This window comes from Aliiglaciecola litoralis (assembly GCF_039523355.1).
In the GTDB taxonomy this organism is placed as follows: domain Bacteria; phylum Pseudomonadota; class Gammaproteobacteria; order Enterobacterales; family Alteromonadaceae; genus Aliiglaciecola; species Aliiglaciecola litoralis.
In genome coordinates, this window is record NZ_BAAAFD010000005.1 from 205,735 (window position 1) to 229,610 (window position 23,876).

At 45.5% G+C, this 23,876-nt stretch carries 25 protein-coding genes; 21 read left to right on the forward strand and 4 right to left on the reverse strand.

Annotated features, from left to right (window positions below; genetic code table 11):
* Nucleotides 1–39: 39 nt before the first annotated feature.
* The 18 genes from trmJ (at nucleotide 40) to der (ending at nucleotide 17,264) form a co-directional block, all read left to right on the forward strand.
* The gene (gene trmJ / locus ABD036_RS10740) at nucleotides 40–771 is read left to right on the forward strand and encodes a tRNA (cytosine(32)/uridine(32)-2'-O)-methyltransferase TrmJ (RefSeq protein ID WP_343859912.1); all 732 of its coding nucleotides are present in this window, start codon (nucleotides 40–42) and stop codon (nucleotides 769–771) included.
* Between the two features lie 8 nt (nucleotides 772–779).
* Complete coding sequence (gene cysE / locus ABD036_RS10745) at nucleotides 780–1,589, forward strand: serine O-acetyltransferase (protein WP_343859713.1); 810 nt, start codon at nucleotides 780–782, stop codon at nucleotides 1,587–1,589.
* A gap of 116 nt (nucleotides 1,590–1,705) precedes the next feature.
* Complete coding sequence (gene iscR / locus ABD036_RS10750) at nucleotides 1,706–2,194, forward strand: Fe-S cluster assembly transcriptional regulator IscR (protein ID WP_343859715.1); 489 nt, start codon at nucleotides 1,706–1,708, stop codon at nucleotides 2,192–2,194.
* 12 nt (nucleotides 2,195–2,206) lie between these two features.
* A complete protein-coding gene (locus ABD036_RS10755; protein ID WP_343859717.1) occupies nucleotides 2,207–3,430 on the forward strand; it encodes an IscS subfamily cysteine desulfurase in 1,224 nt (407 codons plus the stop codon).
* A gap of 87 nt (nucleotides 3,431–3,517) precedes the next feature.
* A complete protein-coding gene (iscU, locus tag ABD036_RS10760; RefSeq protein ID WP_343859719.1) occupies nucleotides 3,518–3,904 on the forward strand; it encodes a Fe-S cluster assembly scaffold IscU in 387 nt (128 codons plus the stop codon).
* Between the two features lie 19 nt (nucleotides 3,905–3,923).
* A complete protein-coding gene (iscA, locus tag ABD036_RS10765; protein WP_343859721.1) occupies nucleotides 3,924–4,247 on the forward strand; it encodes an iron-sulfur cluster assembly protein IscA in 324 nt (107 codons plus the stop codon).
* 54 nt (nucleotides 4,248–4,301) lie between these two features.
* Nucleotides 4,302–4,829: a co-chaperone HscB gene (gene hscB, locus ABD036_RS10770; RefSeq protein WP_343859724.1), complete on the forward strand. Its 528-nt coding sequence runs from the start codon at nucleotides 4,302–4,304 to the stop codon at nucleotides 4,827–4,829.
* Between the two features lie 60 nt (nucleotides 4,830–4,889).
* Nucleotides 4,890–6,755: a Fe-S protein assembly chaperone HscA gene (gene hscA / locus ABD036_RS10775; protein WP_343859726.1), complete on the forward strand. Its 1,866-nt coding sequence runs from the start codon at nucleotides 4,890–4,892 to the stop codon at nucleotides 6,753–6,755.
* Between the two features lie 19 nt (nucleotides 6,756–6,774).
* Nucleotides 6,775–7,113 (forward strand): ISC system 2Fe-2S type ferredoxin, encoded by a 339-nt coding sequence (gene fdx / locus ABD036_RS10780; protein ID WP_343859728.1) that lies wholly within the window; start codon nucleotides 6,775–6,777, stop codon nucleotides 7,111–7,113.
* Between the two features lie 212 nt (nucleotides 7,114–7,325).
* Entirely contained in the window at nucleotides 7,326–7,757 is a 432-nt protein-coding gene (gene ndk, locus ABD036_RS10785; RefSeq protein ID WP_343859731.1) for a nucleoside-diphosphate kinase, read from the forward strand.
* A 116-nt stretch (nucleotides 7,758–7,873) separates the two neighbouring features.
* Nucleotides 7,874–9,010: a dual-specificity RNA methyltransferase RlmN gene (gene rlmN, locus ABD036_RS10790; protein ID WP_343859734.1), complete on the forward strand. Its 1,137-nt coding sequence runs from the start codon at nucleotides 7,874–7,876 to the stop codon at nucleotides 9,008–9,010.
* Nucleotides 9,011–9,072: 62 nt separating this feature from the next.
* Nucleotides 9,073–10,365, forward strand: coding sequence for a type IV pilus biogenesis/stability protein PilW (pilW, locus tag ABD036_RS10795; protein ID WP_343859737.1), 1,293 nt, complete (start codon nucleotides 9,073–9,075; stop codon nucleotides 10,363–10,365).
* 2 nt (nucleotides 10,366–10,367) lie between these two features.
* Entirely contained in the window at nucleotides 10,368–11,276 is a 909-nt protein-coding gene (locus tag ABD036_RS10800) for a RodZ domain-containing protein (protein WP_343859740.1), read from the forward strand.
* A 12-nt stretch (nucleotides 11,277–11,288) separates the two neighbouring features.
* Nucleotides 11,289–12,407, forward strand: coding sequence for a flavodoxin-dependent (E)-4-hydroxy-3-methylbut-2-enyl-diphosphate synthase (ispG, locus tag ABD036_RS10805; RefSeq protein WP_343859743.1), 1,119 nt, complete (start codon nucleotides 11,289–11,291; stop codon nucleotides 12,405–12,407).
* 104 nt (nucleotides 12,408–12,511) lie between these two features.
* Complete coding sequence (gene hisS / locus ABD036_RS10810; RefSeq protein ID WP_343859746.1) at nucleotides 12,512–13,792, forward strand: histidine--tRNA ligase; 1,281 nt, start codon at nucleotides 12,512–12,514, stop codon at nucleotides 13,790–13,792.
* A 43-nt stretch (nucleotides 13,793–13,835) separates the two neighbouring features.
* The gene (locus tag ABD036_RS10815; RefSeq protein ID WP_343859749.1) at nucleotides 13,836–14,450 is read left to right on the forward strand and encodes a YfgM family protein; all 615 of its coding nucleotides are present in this window, start codon (nucleotides 13,836–13,838) and stop codon (nucleotides 14,448–14,450) included.
* A 7-nt stretch (nucleotides 14,451–14,457) separates the two neighbouring features.
* Nucleotides 14,458–15,693, forward strand: coding sequence for an outer membrane protein assembly factor BamB (gene bamB, locus ABD036_RS10820; RefSeq protein ID WP_343859752.1), 1,236 nt, complete (start codon nucleotides 14,458–14,460; stop codon nucleotides 15,691–15,693).
* A gap of 128 nt (nucleotides 15,694–15,821) precedes the next feature.
* Nucleotides 15,822–17,264, forward strand: coding sequence for a ribosome biogenesis GTPase Der (gene der / locus ABD036_RS10825; protein ID WP_343859754.1), 1,443 nt, complete (start codon nucleotides 15,822–15,824; stop codon nucleotides 17,262–17,264).
* Nucleotides 17,265–17,272: 8 nt separating this feature from the next.
* Here der and ABD036_RS10830 read toward each other — a convergent pair whose 3' ends face one another.
* Both ABD036_RS10830 and xseA read right to left on the reverse strand, forming a co-directional pair.
* Entirely contained in the window at nucleotides 17,273–17,647 is a 375-nt protein-coding gene (locus ABD036_RS10830) for a DUF1801 domain-containing protein (protein ID WP_343859756.1), read from the reverse strand.
* On the reverse strand, nucleotides 17,647–19,005 hold the full coding sequence (gene xseA, locus ABD036_RS10835; protein WP_343859757.1) for an exodeoxyribonuclease VII large subunit: 1,359 nt from the start codon (nucleotides 19,003–19,005) through the stop codon (nucleotides 17,647–17,649). The genes ABD036_RS10830 and xseA overlap by 1 nt, the downstream gene beginning before the upstream one ends.
* 139 nt (nucleotides 19,006–19,144) lie before the next feature.
* On the opposite strand from xseA, the gene guaB reads away from it, so the two are divergent.
* Together guaB and guaA are read left to right on the forward strand one after the other, a co-directional pair.
* Nucleotides 19,145–20,614: an IMP dehydrogenase gene (gene guaB, locus ABD036_RS10840; protein ID WP_343859758.1), complete on the forward strand. Its 1,470-nt coding sequence runs from the start codon at nucleotides 19,145–19,147 to the stop codon at nucleotides 20,612–20,614.
* Between the two features lie 74 nt (nucleotides 20,615–20,688).
* Complete coding sequence (gene guaA, locus ABD036_RS10845; RefSeq protein ID WP_343859759.1) at nucleotides 20,689–22,266, forward strand: glutamine-hydrolyzing GMP synthase; 1,578 nt, start codon at nucleotides 20,689–20,691, stop codon at nucleotides 22,264–22,266.
* Between the two features lie 110 nt (nucleotides 22,267–22,376).
* On the opposite strand, the gene ABD036_RS10850 is transcribed toward guaA, so the two are convergent.
* Nucleotides 22,377–22,613 (reverse strand): hypothetical protein, encoded by a 237-nt coding sequence (locus ABD036_RS10850; protein ID WP_343859760.1) that lies wholly within the window; start codon nucleotides 22,611–22,613, stop codon nucleotides 22,377–22,379.
* A 204-nt stretch (nucleotides 22,614–22,817) separates the two neighbouring features.
* Between ABD036_RS10850 and tadA the strand changes: the two genes are divergently transcribed.
* Nucleotides 22,818–23,327, forward strand: coding sequence for a tRNA adenosine(34) deaminase TadA (gene tadA, locus ABD036_RS10855; RefSeq protein WP_343859761.1), 510 nt, complete (start codon nucleotides 22,818–22,820; stop codon nucleotides 23,325–23,327).
* Here tadA and ABD036_RS10860 read toward each other — a convergent pair.
* Nucleotides 23,324–23,476, reverse strand: a complete 153-nt coding sequence (locus ABD036_RS10860; protein WP_343859762.1) for a hypothetical protein — start codon at nucleotides 23,474–23,476, stop codon at nucleotides 23,324–23,326. The two genes, tadA and ABD036_RS10860, sit on opposite strands and share 4 nt — an antisense overlap.
* Nucleotides 23,477–23,876: the final 400 nt, after the last annotated feature.

Genomic DNA, 23,876 nt, shown 5'->3' on the forward strand with positions numbered 1-23,876 from the left:
AACCACTACCTTATGTCTCAAAAAACCACATCAAACTCTATGTTACAAAACGTTCGCATTGTGCTGGTCAATACCTCTCATACCGGTAATATCGGCTCCGCCGCCAGAGCGATGAAAACGATGGGGTTAAGCCAATTGGTGTTGGTTGATCCAGTGGATAAACCCGATGGCAAAGCCAGTGCTCTTGCCGCTGGTGCGGGTGACGTTTTGGCTAACGCAAAAATTGTATCCACCTTAGAAGAGGCAGTAGCGGACTGTGGGCTAGTGGTTGGAACCAGCGCTCGCTCAAGAACCTTGCCTTGGCCGATGTTGGAGCCTAGAGAATGTGGCGAGAAGTTAATCTCAGAAGTCACAAATTATCCTGTAGCTTTAGTTTTTGGTCGTGAAAACAACGGTCTGAGTAACGAAGAGCTACAACAGTGTCATTTTCACGTGTGCATACCGGCAAACCCAGAATACAGCTCATTAAATCTTGCCGCGGCAGTGCAAACCCTGTGTTATGAAATAAGAATGGCGTTTTTAAATAAAACTCAAATCCCTGAAGAAGAGAGAGCTTACCCTCACGCAGAAGATTTGGAGCGTTTTTATAGTCATTTGGAACAAACCCTTTCAAAAACGAATTTCATCATTCCCCAACATCCCGGTATGGTGATGACTAAATTGAGACGGCTATTTAACCGCGCTCGTCCTGAAACTCAGGAGTTAAATATATTGCGTGGTATTCTCGCCTCCATCGAGAAAACCATAAAGATTAAAAAGCACAGTGAATAATCGACATTATGTTTGAACGAATCAAAGAAGACATTCAAAGTGTTTTTCACCGCGATCCAGCGGCGCGCACCACATTTGAAGTGTTGACAAATTACCCCGGTCTGCATGCGATATGGTTTCATCGACTTGCGCATAAATTGTGGAAGAATAATTGGAAATGGTTAGCGCGCACTATATCCACCTTTTCCCGTTGGCTAACCGGCGTAGAAATCCACCCAGGTGCAACTTTGGGCCGACGCTTCTTTATTGATCACGGCATGGGAGTGGTGATTGGTGAAACGGCCGAGATTGGTGATGACGTGACGCTTTATCATGGCGTCACTTTAGGCGGCACCACTTGGACTGGTGGCAAACGCCATCCAACCCTCGAAGATAATGTCGTGGTGGGGGCTGGCGCGAAAGTACTTGGGCCTATTACAATGCACAAAGGTGCCAAGGTTGGCTCTAATTCCGTGGTGGTCAAAGATGTACCTGAGAACGCCACAGTCATTGGCGTTCCGGGACGTATCGTGATGCCGAAAAAGCAAAAAGATGAAGACAAACATCAGCAGCGTGATAAAATCGCGCGCAAATATGGGTTCGATGCTTATGCGGTCGACCCTGACAATCCAGATCCGGTGGCTAACGCCATAGGTGTCATGTTGGACCATGTGCATTTAATTGACACCAAAGTCGAAGAAATGTGCAGAGCGATCAATGACATGGGCGGAGCTGTTTGCGGTAAATCATTACCAACTATTAACTTGGAGAATTTCCAAGAAAGTGGCATGGCCGATGATATTCAAGCATCAAAAGAGGCGTTTGATCCATCGATTTAACGCCTTATTCTGCCCAAAATCGAACACTAATACTTGAGTGAAACGCTAGGTTAAATACTTGACTAATTTAGTCAGGTATGTGACACTTGCGGCTATCTTGTTAACGGGTTTGAGCAATGAAACTTACGTCTAAAGGTAGATACGCAGTGACAGCCATGCTTGATGTGGCATTACACTCACGTCGAGGCCCTGTCTCGCTTGCCGACATTTCAGAGCGTCAGGAAATATCATTGTCTTATTTGGAGCAACTTTTTTCTCGTCTTAGACGTGAAAACTTGGTGCAAAGCGTGCGTGGACCCGGTGGTGGATACAAATTGGGGCGGCCCGCTGAAGATATTGCGGTTGGCGAAGTTATCAAAGCCGTAGATGAGTCAGTTGATGCGACGCGTTGTCAAGGCAACTCAGACTGTCAAGGTGGAGAGCGATGCCTTACTCACAGCTTATGGCATGATTTAAGCGAACGAATTAGCCATTTTCTAGACAGTATCACCTTAGGTGAACTTATGGCCAAACAAGACGTAAAAGTAGTCGCAGGTCGTCAAGACCGGACTAAACAACTGAACACTATCGTAGCAAACGAAATTGAAATTAGTATGCAGCTATAAGCGGAGCAAGCAATGAGCAAAGTTAATCTTCCCATATATTTAGACTATTCATCGACGACACCGGTAGATCCGCGTGTTGCAGAAAAAATGATGGAGTGCTTATCGCTTGAGGGTAATTTTGGTAATCCAGCATCACGCTCACACAAGTTTGGCTGGATGGCAGAAGAGGCCGTCGATATTGCACGAAACCAAATCGCTGATTTGATCAACGCAGATCCACGTGAAATTGTACTGACATCGGGTGCTACCGAATCAGATAATTTGGCGATCAAAGGGGTTGCTCACTTTTATCATAAAAAGGGTAAGCATATTATTACCCTTAAAACTGAGCACAAAGCCGTTCTTGATACCTGTCGTCAATTAGAGCGCGAAGGTTTTGAAGTGACCTACATGGATCCACTACCAAATGGCTTGTTGGATATAGAAGAATTTAAAAAGACCATTCGCCCTGATACGATTTTAGCAAGTATCATGCACGTCAATAATGAAATTGGCGTGATCCAAGATATTGAAACCATCGGTGAAATTTGCCGTGAGGCGAAAGTCTTGTTTCATGTTGATGCAGCACAAAGTACCGGCAAAGTGGAAATCGATCTCCAAAACCTGAAAGTCGATTTAATGTCATTCTCAGCGCACAAAACCTATGGTCCGAAAGGCATTGGAGCTTTGTACGTACGTCGTAAGCCGCGGGTTCGTCTTGAAGCGCAAATGCATGGTGGTGGACATGAGCGTGGTATGCGTTCTGGCACACTGGCAACCCATCAAATCGTTGGTATGGGGGAAGCCTTTAGACTCGCAAAAGTTGAGATGGTAGAAGAAAATGCCCGTATCAAGCGCCTGCGTGACAGATTGTGGAACGGCTTGAAAGATATTGAAGAAGTGTATTTAAACGGTGATTTTGAGCAACGGGTAGCAGCTAACCTAAACGTGAGCTTTGCTTATGTTGAAGGTGAGTCATTGATCATGGCACTTAAAGACATGGCGGTTTCATCGGGCTCTGCCTGTACGTCTGCCAGTTTAGAGCCGTCATACGTGTTAAGAGCATTGGGTTTAACCGATGAGTTAGCGCACAGCTCTATTCGATTCAGTATCGGTCGCTTTACCACGGAAGAAGACATCGATCATGTAATCTCTGTGGTACAGAACGCGATCACCAAATTGAGAGAAATGTCACCGCTTTGGGATATGTTCAAAGAAGGCATTGATCTGACCAAAGTGGAGTGGGTTCATCACTAGGTTTTCTTAACCCGATGACAACGACATTTTGTATAACAGCACTAATTGAAACAAACGCGAGCAATCGCATTAACTGAGGTAAGTATCATGGCTTACAGTGAAAAAGTTATCGACCATTATGAAAATCCCCGCAACGTTGGTGGATTCGACAAAAATGATCCAAGTATCGCTACTGGAATGGTAGGCGCGCCTGCTTGTGGTGATGTGATGAAGTTACAATTGAAAGTCGGTGAAAATGGCGTCATCGAAGATGCTAAATTCAAGACCTATGGCTGTGGTTCAGCGATAGCATCTAGCTCTTTGGTAACAGAGTGGGTAAAGGGCAAAACCCTTGACCAAGCTGTGACGATCAAAAATACCGATATCGCAGAAGAGTTGGCCTTACCACCAGTGAAAATCCACTGTTCGATTTTAGCCGAAGATGCGATCAAAGCAGCAGTAGAAGATTACAAGTCAAAACACGTTAATAACTAATAACTAAGAGGGCTTAGGTTTGGGTATTAAAGTTTCAGACGCAGCAGCAAAGCGCGCCAAAACCTTTATGGAAAATAGAGGTTCAGGTGTGGGGTTGCGTCTTGGTGTCAAGACCACCGGATGTTCTGGTTTAGCTTATGTGCTTGAGTTCGTAGACGAGCTCAACGCAGATGATCAGGTATTCGAAGATAATGGTGTAAAAATTGTTATCGATGGTAAAAGCTTGGTGTACCTTGACGGTACAGAGCTCGATTTTGCCAAAGAAGGACTCAACGAAGGGTTTTTGTTTAATAACCCCAACGCCAACGGTGAATGTGGCTGTGGCGAGAGTTTCAATGTCTAATACAATGCCTATCGGGCATTGTCATGCAATCATTGTGGATAGTTAGTACTGAGTATGAATTTTTTCGCATTGTTTGGTCTTGAGGCCTCATACGATATCGATACGACCAAGCTAGCGGCAACTTATAAGTCGTTGGCGCAAGTGACGCATCCTGATAAATTTTCCCAGTCAGGTGGGGCTGAAAAGCTCATGGCAGTGCAGAAAAACGCTCAGGTTAACGACGGTTACCAAGTGCTCAAAAATCCACTCTCCCGAGCTGAACATCTGTTGTCTTTGCGTGGCATTGATATGCAGCATGAAACCAAAACGCTGCAAGATCCCAGCTTTTTAATGCAACAAATGGAATGGCGCGAAAGCCTTGAAGAAACCAGCAATGCAGCCGATCCTGAAGCCGCTCTGGCAGCGTTAGATGCCGAACTGGCAATACAAACAAAATTACAATATTCCCAATTGGCAGATATCCTTAAAGCGGATACTGAACAAGCAAATTTAGACGCCGCCAATCGTATCCGTAAACTTAAGTTTATGGAAAAGTTGCATCGCGAAATAGAACTAAAAGAAGACGCGTTACTAGACGATTAGGCTACTTGTCGCCACTTCGTCATGGCGCTTAGCATTACAACAAACAGGTTTTTATCGAATATGGCACTACTGCAAATTGCGGAGCCGGGCCAAGCGGCCGCTCCTCACCAACGAAAACTGGCTGTCGGTATTGATTTAGGCACCACCAATTCACTGGTTGCTGCGGTTCGCAGTGGGCAGGCTGAAACTCTACCTGACCAATTGGGAAGTCACCTTTTGCCATCGGTGGTGCATTATAGTCAAGACGTTACAGTAGTGGGGGAGCAAGCCAAACAAAACGCCAATTTAGATCCGGTTAATACTATCGTATCGGTGAAGCGCTTGTTGGGTAAAAACCTCAGTGAAGTACAGCAACTCTATCCGAATTTACCCTACCATTTTGATGGTCAATCTTCTCATCTAAGGATGCAAGTACCAGGTAAAACGGTTAATCCCATCGAAGTGTCTGCAGATATATTACGTGAACTCAAACTTAGAGCGGAAAACTCCTTAGGTGATGAACTCACCGGCGCAGTGGTGACAGTTCCTGCTTACTTTGATGATGCCCAGAGACAAAGTACCAAAGATGCGGCGCAACTGGCTGGCTTAAACCTCTTAAGGTTGTTAAACGAACCTACCGCAGCAGCAATTGCGTATGGCCTGGATTCTGGTCAAGAAGGCGTGATTGCGATTTATGATCTCGGTGGCGGCACCTTTGATATTTCCATATTGCGTCTCTCCAAAGGCGTATTTGAAGTGTTATCTACCGGCGGCGATACGGGCCTAGGTGGTGATGATTTTGATCAAATTATTTTTGATTATATATGCGCCCAAACACAGCTTCCTAACGAGTTGTCGAAAGGACTTAGAAGACGCCTGTTAGATGACGCCAAACTCGCCAAAGAAGCGCTAAGTGAAGACTCCGCAGTCGACATTGAATTCGTTGATGATCAAGGCACGTCTCACAATGTAGTGCTAAGTTGCGTGAAGTTTGAGGCATTGATCCAACCTTTGGTGAAGAAAACCTTACGCGCTTGCAAACGCGCACTTAAAGATGCTGACGTTGAGACCGATAAGGTGTTGCAAGTAGTTATGGTTGGCGGCTCTACGCGCGTGCCATTGGTGCGTCATCAAGTGGGCGAATTGTTTGGCAAAACGCCCCTTACCTCAATCGATCCAGACAAGGTAGTGGCCATTGGCGCTGCAATCCAAGCCGATATTTTAGTCGGTAATAAGCCTGATGCGGAAATGTTATTGCTAGACGTGTTGCCACTGTCTTTGGGATTAGAAACCATGGGCGGCTTGACCGAGAAAGTGATCCCTCGAAACACCACTATTCCGGTTGCTAAAGCACAGGAATTTACCACCTTCAAAGACGGTCAGACTGCAATGATGATCCATGTATTGCAAGGTGAGCGAGAATTAGTGGAAGACTGTCGTTCGTTAGCAAAGTTTAATTTAACTGGCATTCCACCGATGACGGCTGGTGCGGCGCACATTCGAGTAACCTTCCAAGTGGATGCAGACGGCTTACTTAGTGTCACTGCGATGGAAAAGTCTACTGGCGTGCAATCCCAAATCCAAGTCAAACCATCCTATGGGTTAGACGAGTCAGAAATTGCCGATATGCTCAAATCCTCAATGCACCATGCCAAAGAAGACATGCAGGCTAGGATGCTTAAGGAGCAGCAAGTTGAAGCATCTCGAGTTGCGGAATCGTTGCAAAGTGCATTACAAAAAGATGGCGAAGAATTGCTAAGTGAAGACGAACTTAAAGCAATCCAAGCGGCCATGGATGAGATGCTCAGCGTTGCCCAGCAAGACGATGTTGAAAACATCAAGCGATCGATAGAAAAAGTCGATCAAATTAGTCAAGCGTTTGCGGCGCGGCGCATGGATAAATCTATTAATCAGGCGTTGTCTGGTCAATCTGTTAACGAATTATAAATTGTAAAGGAGCATTAGTATGCCGCAGATTATTTTTTTACCGCATGATGAACTCTGTCCTGATGGCGCAGTGTTAGAAGGCGAAAAAGGCGTATCTGTTCTAGATGTAGCGTTAAACAATGGTATCGGTATTGAGCATGCTTGTGAAAAAGTCTGTGCCTGCACCACCTGTCACCTGTTGATCCGCGAAGGATTTGATTCTTTACCTGAGCAAGATGAGGTGGAAGAAGATATGCTTGATAAAGCATGGGGATTAGAGCCTGATTCACGCTTAGGTTGCCAAGCCATTATTCAAGATGAAGACTTGGTCGTCGAAATACCGAAATACACGGTCAATCAAGTGAGTGAAGGGCATTAGTTAAGTTTACCGCTGCCCCGGATGTTGGCATAGATTGGCAAATGGCGGCGCGTCGAATTATAGATTTTGTTTTATTTTGAGTCTGGCGATGAGTTAGGCAAGCACATTTCTAACAAGTATCTTTAAGAAAAATTAGGTTTTGCCGCTGTTTTTGCATATAATCCGCGCGGAATTTTAATCTTATACTTTATTTATGTAATCGGAGACCTGGAATGGCCTTAGAACGTACTTTTTCAATTATCAAACCTGACGCTGTAGCAAAGAATGTTATCGGTGCCATCTACAATCGTTTCGAGTCAGCCGGCCTTCGTATTGTTGCTTCTAAAATGGTTCACTTGAGCAAAGAGCAAGCGGAAGGTTTCTACGCTGAGCATAGCGAACGTCCTTTCTTTGGCGCTTTAGTTTCTTTCATGACTTCTGGTCCAGTAATGGTTCAAGTATTGGAAGGCGAAAATGCGGTATTGCGCAATCGCGAAATCATGGGTGCGACTAACCCTGCTGATGCACTAGCCGGTACTTTGCGTGCAGACTATGCAGCTTCAATCGATGAAAATGCAGTTCACGGTTCTGACGCACCTGAGTCTGCAGCTCGCGAAATCTCTTATTTCTTCTCTGAAGAAGAAATCTGCCCTCGCACTCGATAGTCCAGCGAAATGATGAGAAGGGGGAGCTTAGCTCCCCTTTTGTCGTAGTAAAGGGTGGTTAAAAACTGTACAATGATGCCGTTTTAGCCCATTAAAAATCAAAGGTAAAGTGTTACATGACAGAAGTGAGTCAACCTGCAAAAGTCAATTTGTTGGATTTTAATCGTCAGGGAATGCGCGAATATTTCAAATCTATTGATGAGAAGCCGTTTCGCTCTGAGCAATTAATGCAATGGATCTATCAGCATGGTGAGACTGATTTCGATCGTATGACCAACCTGAATAAGTCATTACGCGCCAAGCTCAAAGAAAAATGTGTGATTAAAGCGCCGGAAATCGCTTATCAACAGAATGCCACCGATGGCACCATTAAGTTCGCGCTCAAGCTTGAGGGTGGTCAAGAAGTTGAAACTGTCTGGATCCCTGAAACTGACCGAGCTACCTTGTGTGTATCATCGCAAGTGGGCTGTGCGCTGGAGTGCACATTTTGCTCAACTGCGCAGCAGGGCTTTAATCGCAATCTAACCGTATCTGAAATTATTGGTCAGGTATGGCGAGTCGCCACCACCATTGGCTTATCTAAAGATACCGCTAAGCGTCCCATCACCAATGTGGTGATGATGGGGATGGGTGAGCCTTTACTCAATCTTAAGCATGTGGTGCCAGCAATGGATATCATGCTCGACGATTACGGTTTTGGCTTGTCAAAACGCAGGGTCACCTTAAGTACTTCTGGCGTTGTGCCTGCGTTAGATAAACTGGGTGACATGATTGACGTGGCGTTGGCTATCTCATTACATGCACCGACCAATGATCTGCGTGATGAAATTGTGCCCGTTAACAAAAAGTATCCCATCGAAGAGTTTTTAGCTGGCGTGCGCCGTTATCTGGCCAAGTCAAAGGCCAATCAGGGTAAAGTGACCGTTGAATACGTGATGCTCAATGGTATCAATGACAGCACAGATCAAGCACACCAGTTGGCCAAGGTGTTAAAAGACACGCCTTGCAAGATTAACCTGATCCCATTTAATCCCTATCCAGGATCACCCTACACCTGCTCAAGTAACTCCAGAATGGATCGATTTTCTAAAGTCTTGATGGAGTACGGGTATACTGTGGTGGTGCGCAAAACCCGTGGCGATGATATTGACGCTGCATGCGGTCAACTTGTGGGCGATGTGGTAGATAGAACCAAACGATTGTTGAAAAAACAGATGAAGGGCGAACAAATTTCAGTAAAAATAGCCAACTGATTGGATTAGTGTTCAACAAGCAGTTAGCATGATCGAAAGGAGATTGGCAACAAGTGAGTTTTATGCGAAGTTTATTAATAGTGGCACTGGTATTTTTGACAGCCTGTGTCAGTGAACCTTTACCGGATGGGTTTAAAGATAGTAATGACTTTGATCCAGTCGTAGCGGCTAAAAATCGCATTTCACTGGGGCTTACTTATTTGCAAAATGGTGACTTTTCACAAGCCAAATACAACCTTGATAAAGCCTTGCAATTTGCCCCCCGGTTAGCTGACGCTCATTACAGTATGGCCTACTATTATCAACAGGTTGATGAAATAGAATTAGCCGACAAGGCGTATCAAAAAGCCTTGGACTTCGCCCCTAAAAATGCCGATATAGCTAACTCTTATGGTGCCTTTTTGTGTGAAAATGGTGACTATAAGCAAGCCAAAAAATATTTTCTAAAAGCGGTGAATAGCAGCAACTACATTTCTACCGCAGAAACCTATGAAAATCTCGCCTTGTGTAGCCAAAGCCAAGGCCAACTTGATGACGCTATCACTTATCTACAAAGTGCGATAAATCACCAACCTTCGCGTGGTAAGAGTATCTTGTTACTCGTTGAACTGCAGATGCAACAACAACAATGGCAAGACGCTAAGCTCAATTTAAGACGCTATGAAAAAGTAGCCCGAATAACGCCTGACACCTTATTAAAATCGATTGAAATTGAAAATGCCTTGAACAATACCGCATTAGCCAAAGGCTATGGTGATATGTTGATCAGAATGTATCCCACTGATCCTCGCACCTTGCAATACTTGAAGGAGCGAAGAGGCGTTTCTAATGTAGATGCCTCGGGCAAGATTTCGCGACAGCTCAAACCCGATACTGATGTCATTGCACAATCCGAATCGACATCAGCAATCACAACTGAAACCCAACAGCTGAAAGCGCCTGTTCAAGCAAACTCTGATGATACTTCTGAGTCGGCCCCTGTGGTGATTGTTGCAACAGCAGACCAAGCTCCAAGGGCGGATGAAGTTGAGCAACCCATTATCATTGAGACCACGGACAAACCTGTAGTTGTTATAACGCAACCGGCATTGACATCGAATACCGAGCAAGCTGATAGCAGCGCCAGTACCGTTAGCCTTAATAATGAACAAGAGAAAATGCCTGAACCTACTAGCCAGTCTGATGCCGAAAGCCCGCGCTATCATGTGGTTGCTAAAGGGGAAAATTTATATCGTATTTCGTTGAGATATAATGTCAAAATGAAACGACTGATGGAATGGAATGAATTACAAGAAGGCGACGCTGTCGTGATCGGAACGCGATTACTGGTGGTCGATCCTGCAACGGTAGAGTAGAGATGACTGAAGAACAACAACAAGCAGTGCCAAGTAACAGCCCTGGACCAGGACAAATTCTCAAGCTTGCCCGTGAAAAAATGGGCCTGACAGTAGCTGATATTGCTGGCAAACTGCATCTTAAAGTGATTAATATCGAAGCGATTGAAGCGGACAACTATGATCCTAAAGTATCACTGACCTTTACCAAAGGGTATTTAAAACTGTATGCCAAGCAAGTGCATGTTCCAGAAAATGTGGTGCTAGAAGCCTTCGCCCTGCATCATGTTGAGGAAAAAGAGCCCGCTAAACTGCAAAGTTTTTCTAAGCGGGTTGCCAAGCAAGCGAATGATGACAGGTTAATGTTATTAACCTATCTGATTGTGGCTGTGTTACTGGCCTTGGTGGTGATTTGGTGGTTCCAACAAGATTCGTCGGAGCCGGCTGCCGTGATTGAAACGCCGAGTATTCAATCACAGCCGTCAGAAAACATTCCAGAGGCAACACCGCGTAATCCTACGCCTGACGATCTCATCGTAAGTGCACAGCGCGAAGCCGAGTTAGCTGCCCAACAGGATGACCTGGCTAGCCAGTTGCCTGATGATGCGTCTCAAGATATCGAATCACAAGCAAACTCACTTGACGAATTATCCGCTCAAAGCGCGTTAACTGATGAAGGACAAACCATCGATTTGGTGTTTGAATTCGCCAATAATTGCTGGATGAAATTAACGGACTCAACCGGTGAAGATATTGCATATGGTGAAAAAAAGGCCGGCCGAGTAATGAGTGTGTCGGGTGTTGCTCCCTTTGAAGTCACTTTATGTTCACCCGGTGTAGTAAAAATTAGTTACGATGGCGTATTAGTCGATATGTCTCGTTTCGATCCAACTAAAGCAGTGACTTTTTCACTGCCATTTTCCCAATCGTGACAGGTAATAGCTATGTTCTCTGAAACTCCCATTAAGCGCCGTAAATCCACCCGAATTAATGTCGGAAACGTGCCTATTGGAGATGGCGCACCAATAGCTGTGCAGTCTATGACAAATACCCATACGACGGACGTGGCTGCCACAGTGGCTCAAATCAATCGTATCGTCGGTGTCGGTGGTGAAATTGTGCGGGTCTCTGTGCCTACCATGGAAGCTGCCGAAGCGTTCAAGTTGATCAAACAACAGGTCTCAGTGCCCTTGATTGCAGATATTCATTTTGATTATCGTATTGCATTAAAAGTCGCAGAATATGGTGTGGATTGTTTGCGCATCAACCCAGGCAATATCGGCAGCATGGAACGTGTCCGCGCGGTGGTTGATTGTGCGCGCGATAACAACATTCCAATCCGAATTGGCGTAAATGGCGGCTCATTGGAAAAAGAGTTGCAGGAAAAATACGGTGAGCCAACACCTGAAGCCTTGGTTGAATCTGCCATGCGACACGTCGATATCCTCGATAAACTTAATTTTGATCAATTCAAAGTGAGTGTGAAAGCATCAGACGTGTTTTTAGCCGTTGGGGCATACAGAGAGTTGGCTAAGCGCATTGATCAACCCTTGCACTTAGGCATTACCGAAGCCGGTGGCTTTCGCTCTGGTGCCGTAAAAAGCGCGGTTGGACTGGGTATGTTATTAGCAGAAGGAATTGGCGACACTATTCGGATCTCGTTAGCCGCCGATCCTATCGAAGAAATTAAAGTCGGCTTTGACATTCTTAAGTCATTACGTATCCGCTCACGGGGGATTAATTTCATTGCTTGTCCGAGTTGTTCACGTCAAGAGTTCGACGTAATCAGCACGGTAAACGCACTTGAGCAGCGAGTGGAAGATATTCTCACGCCAATGGATGTGTCTATTATCGGTTGTGTGGTCAATGGACCTGGTGAGGCTGAAGTGTCCGACCTTGGATTAACTGGCGCGCGCAACATGAGTGGCTTTTACCTCGATGGCAAACGCCAAAAAGAACGCCTCTCTAATGACGATTTAGTTGATCAATTGGAAAAACGGATCCGCGCTAAAGCATCGCAACTGGATGAAAGCCGGAAAATTGCGGTCAAGCAGGTGGGATAAATATCCACACAGCCCTTGTAACAGCACTATCAAAGCCCCTATAATACGGGGCTTTTTTTATGGTGCGAAATTGCGCCTTAACACCGACTTCTAGAGAATTATTAGTGAGCAAACAGATTCAAGCAGTTCGAGGTATGAATGATTGCCTGCCTACCGATTCCGCCGTGTGGCAATGGGTAGAAAATGCTATTCGCCAAGTTGTTGCCGGTTATGGTTATCAGGAACTGCGCACGCCGATCGTAGAGAGTACGGATTTATTTAAGCGTTCGATTGGCGAAGTGACCGATATCGTTGAAAAAGAGATGTACACCTTTGCTGATCGCAACGGTGACAGTCTCACCCTTCGTCCAGAGAATACTGCTTGTTGCGTGCGCGCCGGTAACCAACATGGCCTGATTTACAATCAGCAGCAACGCATTTGGTATATGGGACCTATGTTCCGTCATGAGCGCCCGCAAAAAGGTCGCTATCGTCAGTTCCATCAATTCGGTATAGAAACCTTTGGCATTGATGGACCCGATGTGGATGCTGAAGTGATCATGTTATCGGCCCGTTTGTGGAAAGTGTTTGGAATCAGTGAGCATGTAAGCCTAGAACTCAATTCACTCGGTTCTAATCAAGCCAGAGCCAATTATCGCGATGCCTTGGTTGCTTATTTAAATGAACGCAAAGATCAATTGGATGAGGATAGCCTTCGCCGTCTTGAGACCAATCCTCTGCGTGTACTGGATAGCAAAAACCCTGATGTGCAACAAGCCATTGTCGATGCGCCTAGTTTGTTGGATTATTTAGATGACGAATCCAAAGCGCATTTTGAGGGATTGTGTAACAAGCTTGATGCTTTAGGTATCGCTTATCGCATTAACCCCAGATTGGTTCGTGGATTAGATTATTACAACCGCACCGTGTTTGAATGGGTGACCGACAGTTTAGGTTCACAGGGCACAGTTTGCGCTGGTGGCCGTTACGATGGATTGGTTGAGCAACTGGGCGGTAAACCCAGTCCAGCGGTTGGCTTTGCCATGGGATTGGAAAGACTGGTTCTGATGTTACAAACGCTCGATTTGACCTCGCAAGTGCCGCAACCTGTCGATGTCTATGTAACCGCTTTAGGTGATTCCACGGAACTTTACGCGATGGGGTTGTCTGAGGAACTGAGAGATAATTTGCCATGGTTGCGGATCCAAACCCATTGCGGTGGTGGCAACATGAAAAAACAAATGAAACGTGCTGATAAGTGCGGTGCGCCTGTGGTGATTATACTGGGCGAAAACGAGATGCAAGAAAACGCCGCAACGATTAAATTCATGCGCGGTGATAAACAACAACAATCCGTTAGCAAGGCCGAATTAACGTCCCTGTTAAATGAGTATTTTGAACATTGATTTTGTCGGCGAAAAGCCACACAAGTAGTACGAGGAAGATGAAATGGAACAATTTGAGACCGAAGAACAACAAGTTGAAGCGATTAAACGATTTTGGAAAGAGAATGGTTTAGCCATTGGTATTGGTGTTGTTCTAGGAATAGGTGGCTTGTACGGCTGGCGCTATTACAATGACACCCAAATTGCTGCGCAAGAAGCGGCCTCTAAATCGTACTCAACAATGATCTCTTCTTTAAGCGCTGAAAACACCGCTCAGGCGGAAGCTTTCGTTGAAAATAACGATACGGGCTATTCTGTTTTGACGGCATTGCAATTGGCTAAATTAGCGGTTGAGTCGGATGATCTTAGCGCTGCAGCAAAACACTTAAAGCAAGTTGCTAACAAAGCGAGCGATGAAGCAATCAAGAGTGTCGCCAACGTGCGTCTTGCTCGAGTGCAGAATGCATTAAATGAATACGATGCTGCCTTGGCAACGTTAACCTTAGTGACACAAGATTCGTTTAAAGCGCAGGTCGCTGAAATTCAAGGTGATATCTACCTTAATCAGCAAAAAATCGAGCAAGCCAAAGAAGCGTATACTGAGTCATTAAATGCGGATGCGAACAATCAATTGGTTAAAATGAAGTTAGATAATCTAGCTGTTGCGATCAATGGGTAACGGCATCATGAGTAGCTCATGGCTTAAGGTAGTGAGTGTTTCGCTGATCCTAGTGTTAGGCGGATGTACCACTGTTTCCGATTGGTTTATCGACGATGAAGAGCTGGAAATAAGACGACTGGCGCCATTGGATGCTAAATTTCAAGCTAAACAAATTTGGTCACAAAGCTTAACCGGTGGTGTAGATAACTACTTTTCGCGTTTACGTCCTGCAGTGGCATACAACAAAGTATTCGCAGCGAGTCGGCAAGGCATAGTGGCAGCCTTTGACCAGCAAAGCGGAAAACGAGTTTGGAAAAAAGACTTTGCGATCTATCCCAATGAAGGATGGTTTAGCAGTATCAGCAATCTTTGGTCTGATGGTATTTCGGCCAAGGTTTCTGGCGGTGTGACTGTCATTTATGAAACAGTATTTTTCGGCACTGAAGACGGTGAAGTGATAGCGTTAGATGCCAATACAGGTGACACCAAATGGCGGGTCAAAGTCAATGGTGAAGTGATGGCAGCGCCGGCTGTGGATGACAATGTGGTGGTGGTTAATACTGGCTCAGGTCAAATGTTCGGGTTAGATGCAGCAACAGGTGACACCCTGTGGAATTATGAGTCTGATGTGCCAGCATTAAGCTTGCGTGGTATCTCTACCCCTGTTGCGGCTAATGGCGGAGCCATCATCGGAACTGCCACCGGTAAATTAGTGGTAAATATTCTAACCAGTGGTCAAACGGCATGGGAACAAACTATCTCGGCACCTTCGGGCGCAACCGAATTGGAACGTATTGTCGATATTGACAGTGAGCCACTCGTTGTAGGGCCAAACATCTACGTAATTTCATATGATGGCACCCTAGCTTCAGTGGAGTTACGCACTGGTCGCGTTATCTGGAAGCGTGAATACAGCTCTTATCGCCGCGTGAGTGTTGAAGGTAATAGTTTGTTTGTCACCGATGTGAATAGCAATATCTACAGTATCGATCGTCGTAACGGAGTTGAATTGTGGAGCCAAAATGGCTTAAAAAAACGCAATCTTACTGCCGCTGAGCCAATGGGCGACTATATTGTAGTAGGGGATAAATACGGTCTGCTGCATTGGATAGATAAGAACGACGGTAGTTTAGTTGCGCGCTATGATGTGGGCGGCGATGACGAAGATGAAGGGATCTACGTTGAACCTGTTGCTATCGGTAATATTCTCTATACACAAACTCGTGAAGGTGAGTTGGTGGCAATCGAGATACCGATTTAAAATAAATTTCATGGTTGCTTAGGCAGCTGTTAGTAACCTGTTAATTTGAACTAGGTTATGTTTTTGAACGGCTCAATGTTTCTGTAGTGGAATTTTGAGCCGTCATCGTTTTTAGTGGATAAAAGTTTATGTTACCTGTTGTTGCACTCGTTGGCCGTCCAAATGTGGGGAAATCCACTTTATTCAATCGACTAACTCATAGTCGAGACGCGCTCGTGGCGGACTATCCTGGTTTGACCCGTGATCGTAAATACGGTCAAGCAAAGTATGAAGGACTGCAATTTATTGTGGTGGATACGGGCGGTATCAGCGGCGACGAACAGGGCATAGATGCGGAGATGGCGGAACAGTCGCTGTTGGCCATCGATGAAGCCAATGTAGTCTTGTTTTTGGTTGATGCCCGCGCTGGATTAACTCCCGCCGATATCGGCATTGCCAATCATTTACGTAAACAAGAAAAAACCGTGTATGTGGTTGCCAATAAAGTGGACGGGATAGACGGCGACAGTGAAAGTGCCGATTTTTATGCCATGGGGCTTGGCGATGTGTCGCAAATTGCCGCTTCACAAGGCAGAGGTATTACTCAACTGCTGGATAAATCGTTATCGCCATTGGCAAACGATTTTCCTGATATGCATATCGTTGAAGAAGTACGCAATGATGACGATGAAAATGCGCAAGCTCAGTTAGAACGATTACAGGCCTTACCGATTAAGTTAGCCATTGTTGGTAAGCCGAATGTCGGTAAATCAACCTTGACCAACCGTATCCTAGGTGAAGAGCGTGTTGTGGTCTTTGATATGCCCGGCACCACTCGAGACAGCATTTTTATTCCGATGGAGCGCGATGGTCGCGAATACGTGTTAATCGATACAGCAGGTGTACGCAAACGTAAAAAAGTCGCAGATGCAGTCGAGAAGTTTTCCATCATTAAAACCCTGCAAGCGATTGAAGAAGCCAATGTGGTGTTGCTGTGCATTGATGCAAGAGAAGGGATCTCGGATCAAGATTTGAGTTTACTGGGCTTTGTGCTTAACGCAGGGCGCTCATTAGTGATTGCGGTCAATAAATGGGATGGCCTTAAAACCGACGTCAAAGAAGACATTAAGCGTGAGCTTGATCGGCGCTTAGGTTTCGTAGACTTTGCTCGTATCCATTTTATCTCGGCGTTGCATGGTACCGGCGTGGGCCATCTGTTCGAATCGGTACAAGAAGCTTATGCATCCGCCACTAAACGTATTAATACCTCTATGCTAACGCGCATTATGGAAATGGCGCAAGATGACCATCAACCGCCAATGGTGCGGGGTCGTCGAGTAAAAATGAAGTATGCTCACGCGGGTGGCTATAATCCGCCAGTGATCATTATTCATGGAAATCAGGTCGAAGATCTGCCCGATGCATATAAGCGTTATATGATGAATTACTATCGTAAGTCGCTGAAAACCATGGGTACGCCAATTCGAGTTGAATTTAAAGAAGGGGCTAATCCGTTCGAAGGTAAAGTTAACAAACTGACCTTGTCACAAGAGCGTAAACGAAAGCGTTTAATGACGCATTACAAAAAATAGCACGGCTGCTAAGGATTTTGGTTAGATCCTACTTGACGCTGCGCCGCAATGGCGTAGCCAATGTATTGATCTATCAAACCCGGATCTAGGTCATCTACGTGTTGAAAGCGCCAATGTCGCATGTGTTTGGTTTTGCCTTGTTGGGCATTAATCAATAGCGCTTTTGGATCTTGCATTGCCGCACCGTTAAAAAACCACATGCCGTAGTGGTGTTTGAATGCGCCAATGCCAATGACATTCTTGCCATCAAAACAGTAGGTCGGCATTCCCCATTTGATGGTTTCCTGTAACTCAGATAAGCGTAAACGCTCCCGCAATAACACTAACCCTAGTTGCCACTTTGGGTGTTTGTTGATGTATGCCACAACCGGATCTTGGGTCATCAATTTTGCTTTGTTGTCGATATTTCCGAGACCACACTCGCAATCTCGCCATCGTGAAATCGACTGATGATTTGCTCACCTTGTTGTAGATGTTTACTGCTTTTGACGATATCACCATCTTTAAACGTGATGCTATAGCCACGGGACAAGGTTGCTAAGGGACTCACTGTGTCGAGCAATTGCGACGCTTTGGCTAATTGAAACTGTCGGGTACTTAATATTGTTTGCATCGCCTTGTTGAGTTGTCCAGCCAAATGCATTGCGGTTTGTTGATGGCGCTCAATGCGATTTTTTGGCGACACTTGATTGAGCCGTTGTTGTCCATTAGTCAGCCTTTGTACCTTCTTGTTAAACTGACGTTCAAAACTGGCTTCAAAACTCATGGTCAAGTTATCGAGATTTTGCTGTTGTTGTCTAATTCGGTTAACCGGATGGGTCTGTTTAAGTTGTTGTGCTAATAATTGATTGTGATGTTGATGCTGTTTAAGTTGTCGCAGCACACCTTGTGCTAGGCGATTTTTCAATACCGCCACTGCTTGCAATAACTCATTGCGATCCACACTGAGCAATTCAGCCGCTGCAGATGGGGTAGGGGCGCGTAAGTCAGCGACAAAATCGGCGATGGTCACATCTACCTCATGTCCAACCGCGCTTATGGTCGGTAACGGACACGCAAACAGCTTACGCGCAACGGCCTCGTCGTTAAAGCACCATAGATCTTCCAGTGAACCGCCTCCGCGGCTAACAAGCAGTACATCCACTTCATTGCGACGCACTGCCACATCGATGGCGGCGCAAAGTTGCCTAGGCGCTTGTTCACCTTGCACCTGAGAAGGGTACACAATGACTGCGGTGGCGGGGTTTCGACGTCTCAATACGGTGAGAATGTCATGCAATGCTGCGCCGGTGGCGGAGGTAATAATGCCAATGCGATTAATCTTTGCTGGCATCGGCTTCTTGTGCGACGTGGCAAACAGCCCTTCACCGGCCAATTTAATTTTTAATAGCTCAAATTGTTGTTTAAGCTGTCCTTCCCCCTCGGGCTCCATGAAGTCCACGACCAACTGATAATCACCGCGGGCTTCGTAGATCCCAACCGAGGCTCTGACCAATATTTTGTCACCTTCTTTAGGGCGCTTACTGACGCGCATATTAGCGCCCCTGAACATGGCCGCTTTGACCTGAGCTTTGGCGTCTTTGAGGGTGAAATACCAATGCCCTGAGGATGCAGCAACAAAATTAGAGATTTCAGCAGTGAGCCAAATCTGGCCAATTTCAGATTCTAATACCGATCTGGCAAGACGATTTAATTGGCTAACAGTGAAAATATTTTTAGTCGCGGCGCTTGGATTCAACATTCTTTCCTTTCAATATGCTTTCGTTTGCGATTATACCCATAAAAGAATTCATTATTTAATGTAATTTCAGTTTACCTGCATAGCCAAAACGGCTACAATTCCGCCGCAACTAAAACCCGCTAAATATAGGTGTTGTTGCATGTTGAGGATAGCGAAAGAAGCCCTTACTTTTGATGATGTGTTGTTGGTTCCTGGGCACTCCACTGTGTTGCCGCACACCGCCGACCTGAGAACGCGATTGACTCGCACTGTCTCGTTAAATATTCCCCTAGTTTCCGCTGCAATGGATACCGTTTCTGAAGCTCGGCTTGCAATAGCCCTAGCGCAAGAAGGTGGCATCGGATTCATTCACAAAAACATGACCATTGAAGAACAAGCCAACCACGTGCGTGCAGTGAAAAAGTACGAAAGTGGTGTGGTCTCAGATCCGGTCACTGTTAGCCCTGATGCTACCATTGGTGACATCAATGCGTTGGCTAAACATCATGGCTTTTCTGGATTCCCGGTCGTTGATAGTGATAAGAATCTGATTGGCATTGTGACTGGCCGAGATCTTCGTTTCGAGAATAAGCTCGATCAGCCAGTGTCCAGTGTGATGACGCACAAAGAAAACTTGGTGACTGTGCCTGAAGGCGCAGCGTCAGATGAAGTCTTGTCATTAATGCATGAGCACCGAGTGGAAAAAATCTTGGTGGTCGATGATAGCTTTAAGCTAAAAGGCATGATCACGGTAAAAGATTTCCAGAAAGCGGAAAGCAAACCCAACGCCTGTAAAGATGAGTTAGGGCGATTGCGTGTCGGTGCTGCTGTTGGCGTTGGATTGGGTACTCATGAGCGTATTCAGGCTCTCGTGGAAGCCGGTGTAGACGTATTACTGATTGATACCTCGCACGGTCATTCGCAAGGCGTGATCGACCGCGTGACTGAAACCCGTCGTTCTTTCCCCGATATTCAAATCATAGCCGGTAATGTTGCCACTGCCGAAGGAGCGTTAGCGCTTGCCGATGCCGGTGTTGACGCAGTGAAAGTGGGTATTGGTCCAGGTTCAATCTGTACTACTCGCATCGTCACTGGCTGTGGCGTGCCGCAAATTACCGCCATTGCCGATGCGGTTGAGGCCCTCAAAGACCGAGATATTCCGGTCATTGCCGATGGTGGTATTCGATTCTCTGGTGATATCGCCAAAGCCCTGGTGGCGGGTGCGAGCTGCGTGATGGTGGGTAGTATGCTTGCCGGTACAGAAGAAGCACCTGGTGAAGTTGAACTGTATCAAGGTCGTTACTATAAGTCTTATCGCGGAATGGGGTCACTAGGCGCGATGAATCAAAGTCATGGCTCATCAGACCGTTATTTCCAAGACAGTAACAGTGATGAAAAGTTAGTCCCTGAAGGGATTGAAGGACGCGTGGCATATAAAGGCCCAATCTCGACCATTATTCATCAACAAATGGGCGGTTTGCGCTCTGCAATGGGGCTCACGGGCTGTGCCACCATAGATATTTTACGTACCAAACCGCAATTTGTGAAAGTCACCGCCGCGGGAATGGGGGAGTCTCATGTTCATGACGTGAGTATTACCAAAGAAGCGCCAAATTATCGTCTAGGTTAATCGACTAAGCGAAAGCTAATTCACAGGCATTGAACTAACTTCAATGCCTGTTTTGTTTTTTAAAGAGAGTATGCATGACAACTAATATTCATGACCAACGCATTTTAATCCTCGACTTTGGTTCGCAATATACTCAGCTTATTGCCCGTAGAGTGCGAGAAATTGGCGTTTACTGTGAGCTATGGGCTTGGGACGTAACTGAAGATCAAATTAAGTCGTTTAACCCCAATGGCATCATCTTGTCTGGTGGCCCCGAGTCGGTTACCGAAGAGGGCTCTCCACGCGCTCCTGAATATGTGTATAACGCCGGAGTACCGGTTTTGGGAATTTGCTATGGCATGCAGACCATGGCTGCGCAACTAGGTGGAAAAGTACTTGGCTCGGACAAACGTGAGTTTGGCTACGCGCAAGTGGAAGTGATTAAAGAGATTCCCCTGCTGGCCAATATTGAGGATCACATTGCAAGTAACGGCAACGGATTGTTGGATGTGTGGATGAGTCACGGTGACAAAGTACTTGAAATCCCAGATGGTTTCGTCACTGCCGCAAAAACACCGAGCTGCCCTCACGCTGCGATGTTCGATGAATCCCGTCAGTTTTACGGTGTGCAGTTTCACCCTGAAGTGACGCACACGCGACAGGGCTTGCGGGTTTTATCGCATTTTGTGATGGATATATGTGGTTGCGAAAAACTCTGGACCGCGAGCAATATCATAGAAGACGCTATTGAGAGAATTAAGCAACAGGTTGGTAAAGACGAAGTGATACTGGGTCTTTCTGGCGGTGTTGATTCCTCGGTCACTGCTATGTTGTTGCATCGTGCTATTGGCAGCCAATTGACCTGTGTATTTGTCGACAATGGTCTGTTACGTTTGCATGAAGGCGAGCAGGTGATGGAGATGTTTGGTGATCATTTTGGTTTGAACATCATCAAAATAGACGCCGAAGACCGCTTTTTAGACGCCTTGGCTGGCGAGCATGATCCTGAAGCTAAACGTAAAATCATCGGTCATGAATTTGTCGGAGTGTTCGATCAAGAGTCGAGAAAATTGGCCAATGCCAAGTGGTTAGCTCAAGGTACTATCTATCCTGATGTCATTGAGTCAGCGGGCTCCGCTACCGGTAAAGCCCACGTAATTAAATCGCACCACAATGTGGGCGGACTCCCCGACGACATGGAAATGGGTTTGGTAGAGCCGTTACGGGAATTGTTTAAAGACGAAGTACGTAAGATTGGTCTTGAATTAGGCTTACCCTACGATATGTTATATCGACACCCATTCCCTGGACCAGGTTTAGGTGTAAGAGTGTTAGGCGAAGTGAAAAAAGAATATTGTGATTTGCTTCGTCGCGCCGACGCTATTTTCATCGAAGAGCTGCACGCCGCAGACCTTTACCACAAAGTCAGCCAAGCCTTTACAGTATTTTTACCAGTGCGCTCCGTTGGCGTCATGGGCGATGCCCGCAAATACGATTGGGTTGTGTCGCTTCGGGCAGTTGAAACCATTGACTTCATGACCGCTCATTGGGCACATTTACCTTATGATTTCTTAGGTAAAGTATCGAATCGAATTATCAATGAAATCGACGGTATATCTCGCGTCGTTTACGATATCTCTGGTAAGCCACCGGCGACTATTGAGTGGGAATAACAAGCGAGTAATATTGGGCTTGACGAGTCAACCACCAGAAGCAATTTATCACTGCCTTTGGTGGTTGGATTTAAAAGTCTAACTTACGCTTACCTTGAGTGGCTTTGTGCTTAGGCGGCACGGTTCCTACTCAGGTTTTCAAACTCGCGTTTCAACGCGTATTTTTCATCAGTCACAAGGGCTTCAAGTACGGCGATGCGCTCTTGCATAGTATGAATTTGTTGCTGTAGCTCATTTTTTTGTTGGTCTTGAACAGGTTCCTGTTTCACGGCTTTTTTGTCTTTGCTGGTTAATTTCACTATGGTCCAACAAATAATGGCAATAATTGCGATGGCGGTTAAGTTCATATGATGTTCTCCTTGGCGTATAATTGGTTCAGTTGTAATTAAAAATATGCGGTGTCTTTACTCAGCTACTGCATAAAACTGACCAAAAATAAAGTTAAACAAAAACAATGACTTATAAATTCATGTTGCTTTTGTTGTCATTGTCGGTAGCGAAAAAACCTAACTTTTAAGCAAAATGACTAAATTAACTAAAAAGGTAATGATGTGAGCGACCAAGGGCAAATCACACAGCAGCAACGTGATCATAAATGGATGTCACACGCTCTAACATTAGCTAAAAAAGCGCAAGATATTGGTGAAATTCCGGTAGGCGCAGTATTGATAAAAGACAATGACATTATTGGCGAGGGGTGGAACCAATCCATTAGTCTGCACGATCCCTCTGCACATGCGGAGATGATCGCAATTCGCAGTGCTGGTTCAAGTGTGCAAAATTACCGGCTGATCGACTGTACTTTGTACGTCACCTTAGAGCCATGCCCTATGTGCGCTGGATTGTTAATTCACAGCCGGATTAAACGCTTGGTGTTTGGTGCCTTCGATTATAAAACCGGTAGTGCTGGTAGCATCATGAATTTGCTGAATGACGATAGACTCAACCATCAAGTTGATATCGTCAGTGGTGTCATGGAGCAGCAATGTAGTGAGCAGTTATCGGCGTTTTTTAAACAGCGCCGAGCACAAAAAAAAGCGCTAAAGCACAAAAAAGCCTAGAGCACCTCAGTGCATTGCTCTTGTAAATCAAATTGATGATATTGTTGACGGCGAAGCAATACTTTCTTGTGTACTCGTTTGAGCATTAATCGACGTTTATTGCCATTACTTATCAGTGTTCTTCTCGACACTGTCGTTCTCTTTCGCATATTTTCTTCCCTTTTAGTTAAACCTGAACGGTAGGATTATAAATGCCCCTCAATAACGCCCTTTTTACGCTTATCTGCGTTGAGCTTTCTAGCAATAGGCCAGCTATTACATACGAAAACTCGCCTTGCTAATCGCAAAAGTTGCATCATTGATGTGTATTTTTGACGTTTCGTTTTTACTAATCCTCACGAACACTTGAGTTCGTAAAGTAATATTTATTTACTCGACACATCTTATTGGTCAGTTCAGGTTAGTTTAACTGCAACTTTCAATCCGTTGCTCAACTTCTGATAATACCCATAGACAGGACAAAGGGAACAAAAGTTTCATGAATTTTAGGTGAAATTACCAACATGGGTGTATCAGTCCAGTTTAGGCTATTAAAGAAACCTTTAATCT

Coding starts and splice junctions, on each gene's coding strand:
- trmJ (WP_343859912.1), top strand. CDS start 40: ATGTTACAAAACGTTCGCATTGTGCTGGTCAATACCTCTCATACCGGT.
- cysE (WP_343859713.1), top strand. CDS start 780: ATGTTTGAACGAATCAAAGAAGACATTCAAAGTGTTTTTCACCGCGAT.
- iscR (WP_343859715.1), top strand. CDS start 1,706: ATGAAACTTACGTCTAAAGGTAGATACGCAGTGACAGCCATGCTTGAT.
- ABD036_RS10755 (WP_343859717.1), top strand. CDS start 2,207: ATGAGCAAAGTTAATCTTCCCATATATTTAGACTATTCATCGACGACA.
- iscU (WP_343859719.1), top strand. CDS start 3,518: ATGGCTTACAGTGAAAAAGTTATCGACCATTATGAAAATCCCCGCAAC.
- hscB (WP_343859724.1), top strand. CDS start 4,302: ATGAATTTTTTCGCATTGTTTGGTCTTGAGGCCTCATACGATATCGAT.
- hscA (WP_343859726.1), top strand. CDS start 4,890: ATGGCACTACTGCAAATTGCGGAGCCGGGCCAAGCGGCCGCTCCTCAC.
- fdx (WP_343859728.1), top strand. CDS start 6,775: ATGCCGCAGATTATTTTTTTACCGCATGATGAACTCTGTCCTGATGGC.
- ndk (WP_343859731.1), top strand. CDS start 7,326: ATGGCCTTAGAACGTACTTTTTCAATTATCAAACCTGACGCTGTAGCA.
- rlmN (WP_343859734.1), top strand. CDS start 7,874: ATGACAGAAGTGAGTCAACCTGCAAAAGTCAATTTGTTGGATTTTAAT.
- pilW (WP_343859737.1), top strand. CDS start 9,073: ATGCGAAGTTTATTAATAGTGGCACTGGTATTTTTGACAGCCTGTGTC.
- ABD036_RS10800 (WP_343859740.1), top strand. CDS start 10,368: ATGACTGAAGAACAACAACAAGCAGTGCCAAGTAACAGCCCTGGACCA.
- ispG (WP_343859743.1), top strand. CDS start 11,289: ATGTTCTCTGAAACTCCCATTAAGCGCCGTAAATCCACCCGAATTAAT.
- ABD036_RS10815 (WP_343859749.1), top strand. CDS start 13,836: ATGGAACAATTTGAGACCGAAGAACAACAAGTTGAAGCGATTAAACGA.
- bamB (WP_343859752.1), top strand. CDS start 14,458: ATGAGTAGCTCATGGCTTAAGGTAGTGAGTGTTTCGCTGATCCTAGTG.
- der (WP_343859754.1), top strand. CDS start 15,822: ATGTTACCTGTTGTTGCACTCGTTGGCCGTCCAAATGTGGGGAAATCC.
- ABD036_RS10830 (WP_343859756.1), bottom strand. CDS start 17,647: ATGACCCAAGATCCGGTTGTGGCATACATCAACAAACACCCAAAGTGG.
- xseA (WP_343859757.1), bottom strand. CDS start 19,005: ATGTTGAATCCAAGCGCCGCGACTAAAAATATTTTCACTGTTAGCCAA.
- guaB (WP_343859758.1), top strand. CDS start 19,145: ATGTTGAGGATAGCGAAAGAAGCCCTTACTTTTGATGATGTGTTGTTG.
- guaA (WP_343859759.1), top strand. CDS start 20,689: ATGACAACTAATATTCATGACCAACGCATTTTAATCCTCGACTTTGGT.
- ABD036_RS10850 (WP_343859760.1), bottom strand. CDS start 22,613: ATGAACTTAACCGCCATCGCAATTATTGCCATTATTTGTTGGACCATA.
- ABD036_RS10860 (WP_343859762.1), bottom strand. CDS start 23,476: ATGCGAAAGAGAACGACAGTGTCGAGAAGAACACTGATAAGTAATGGC.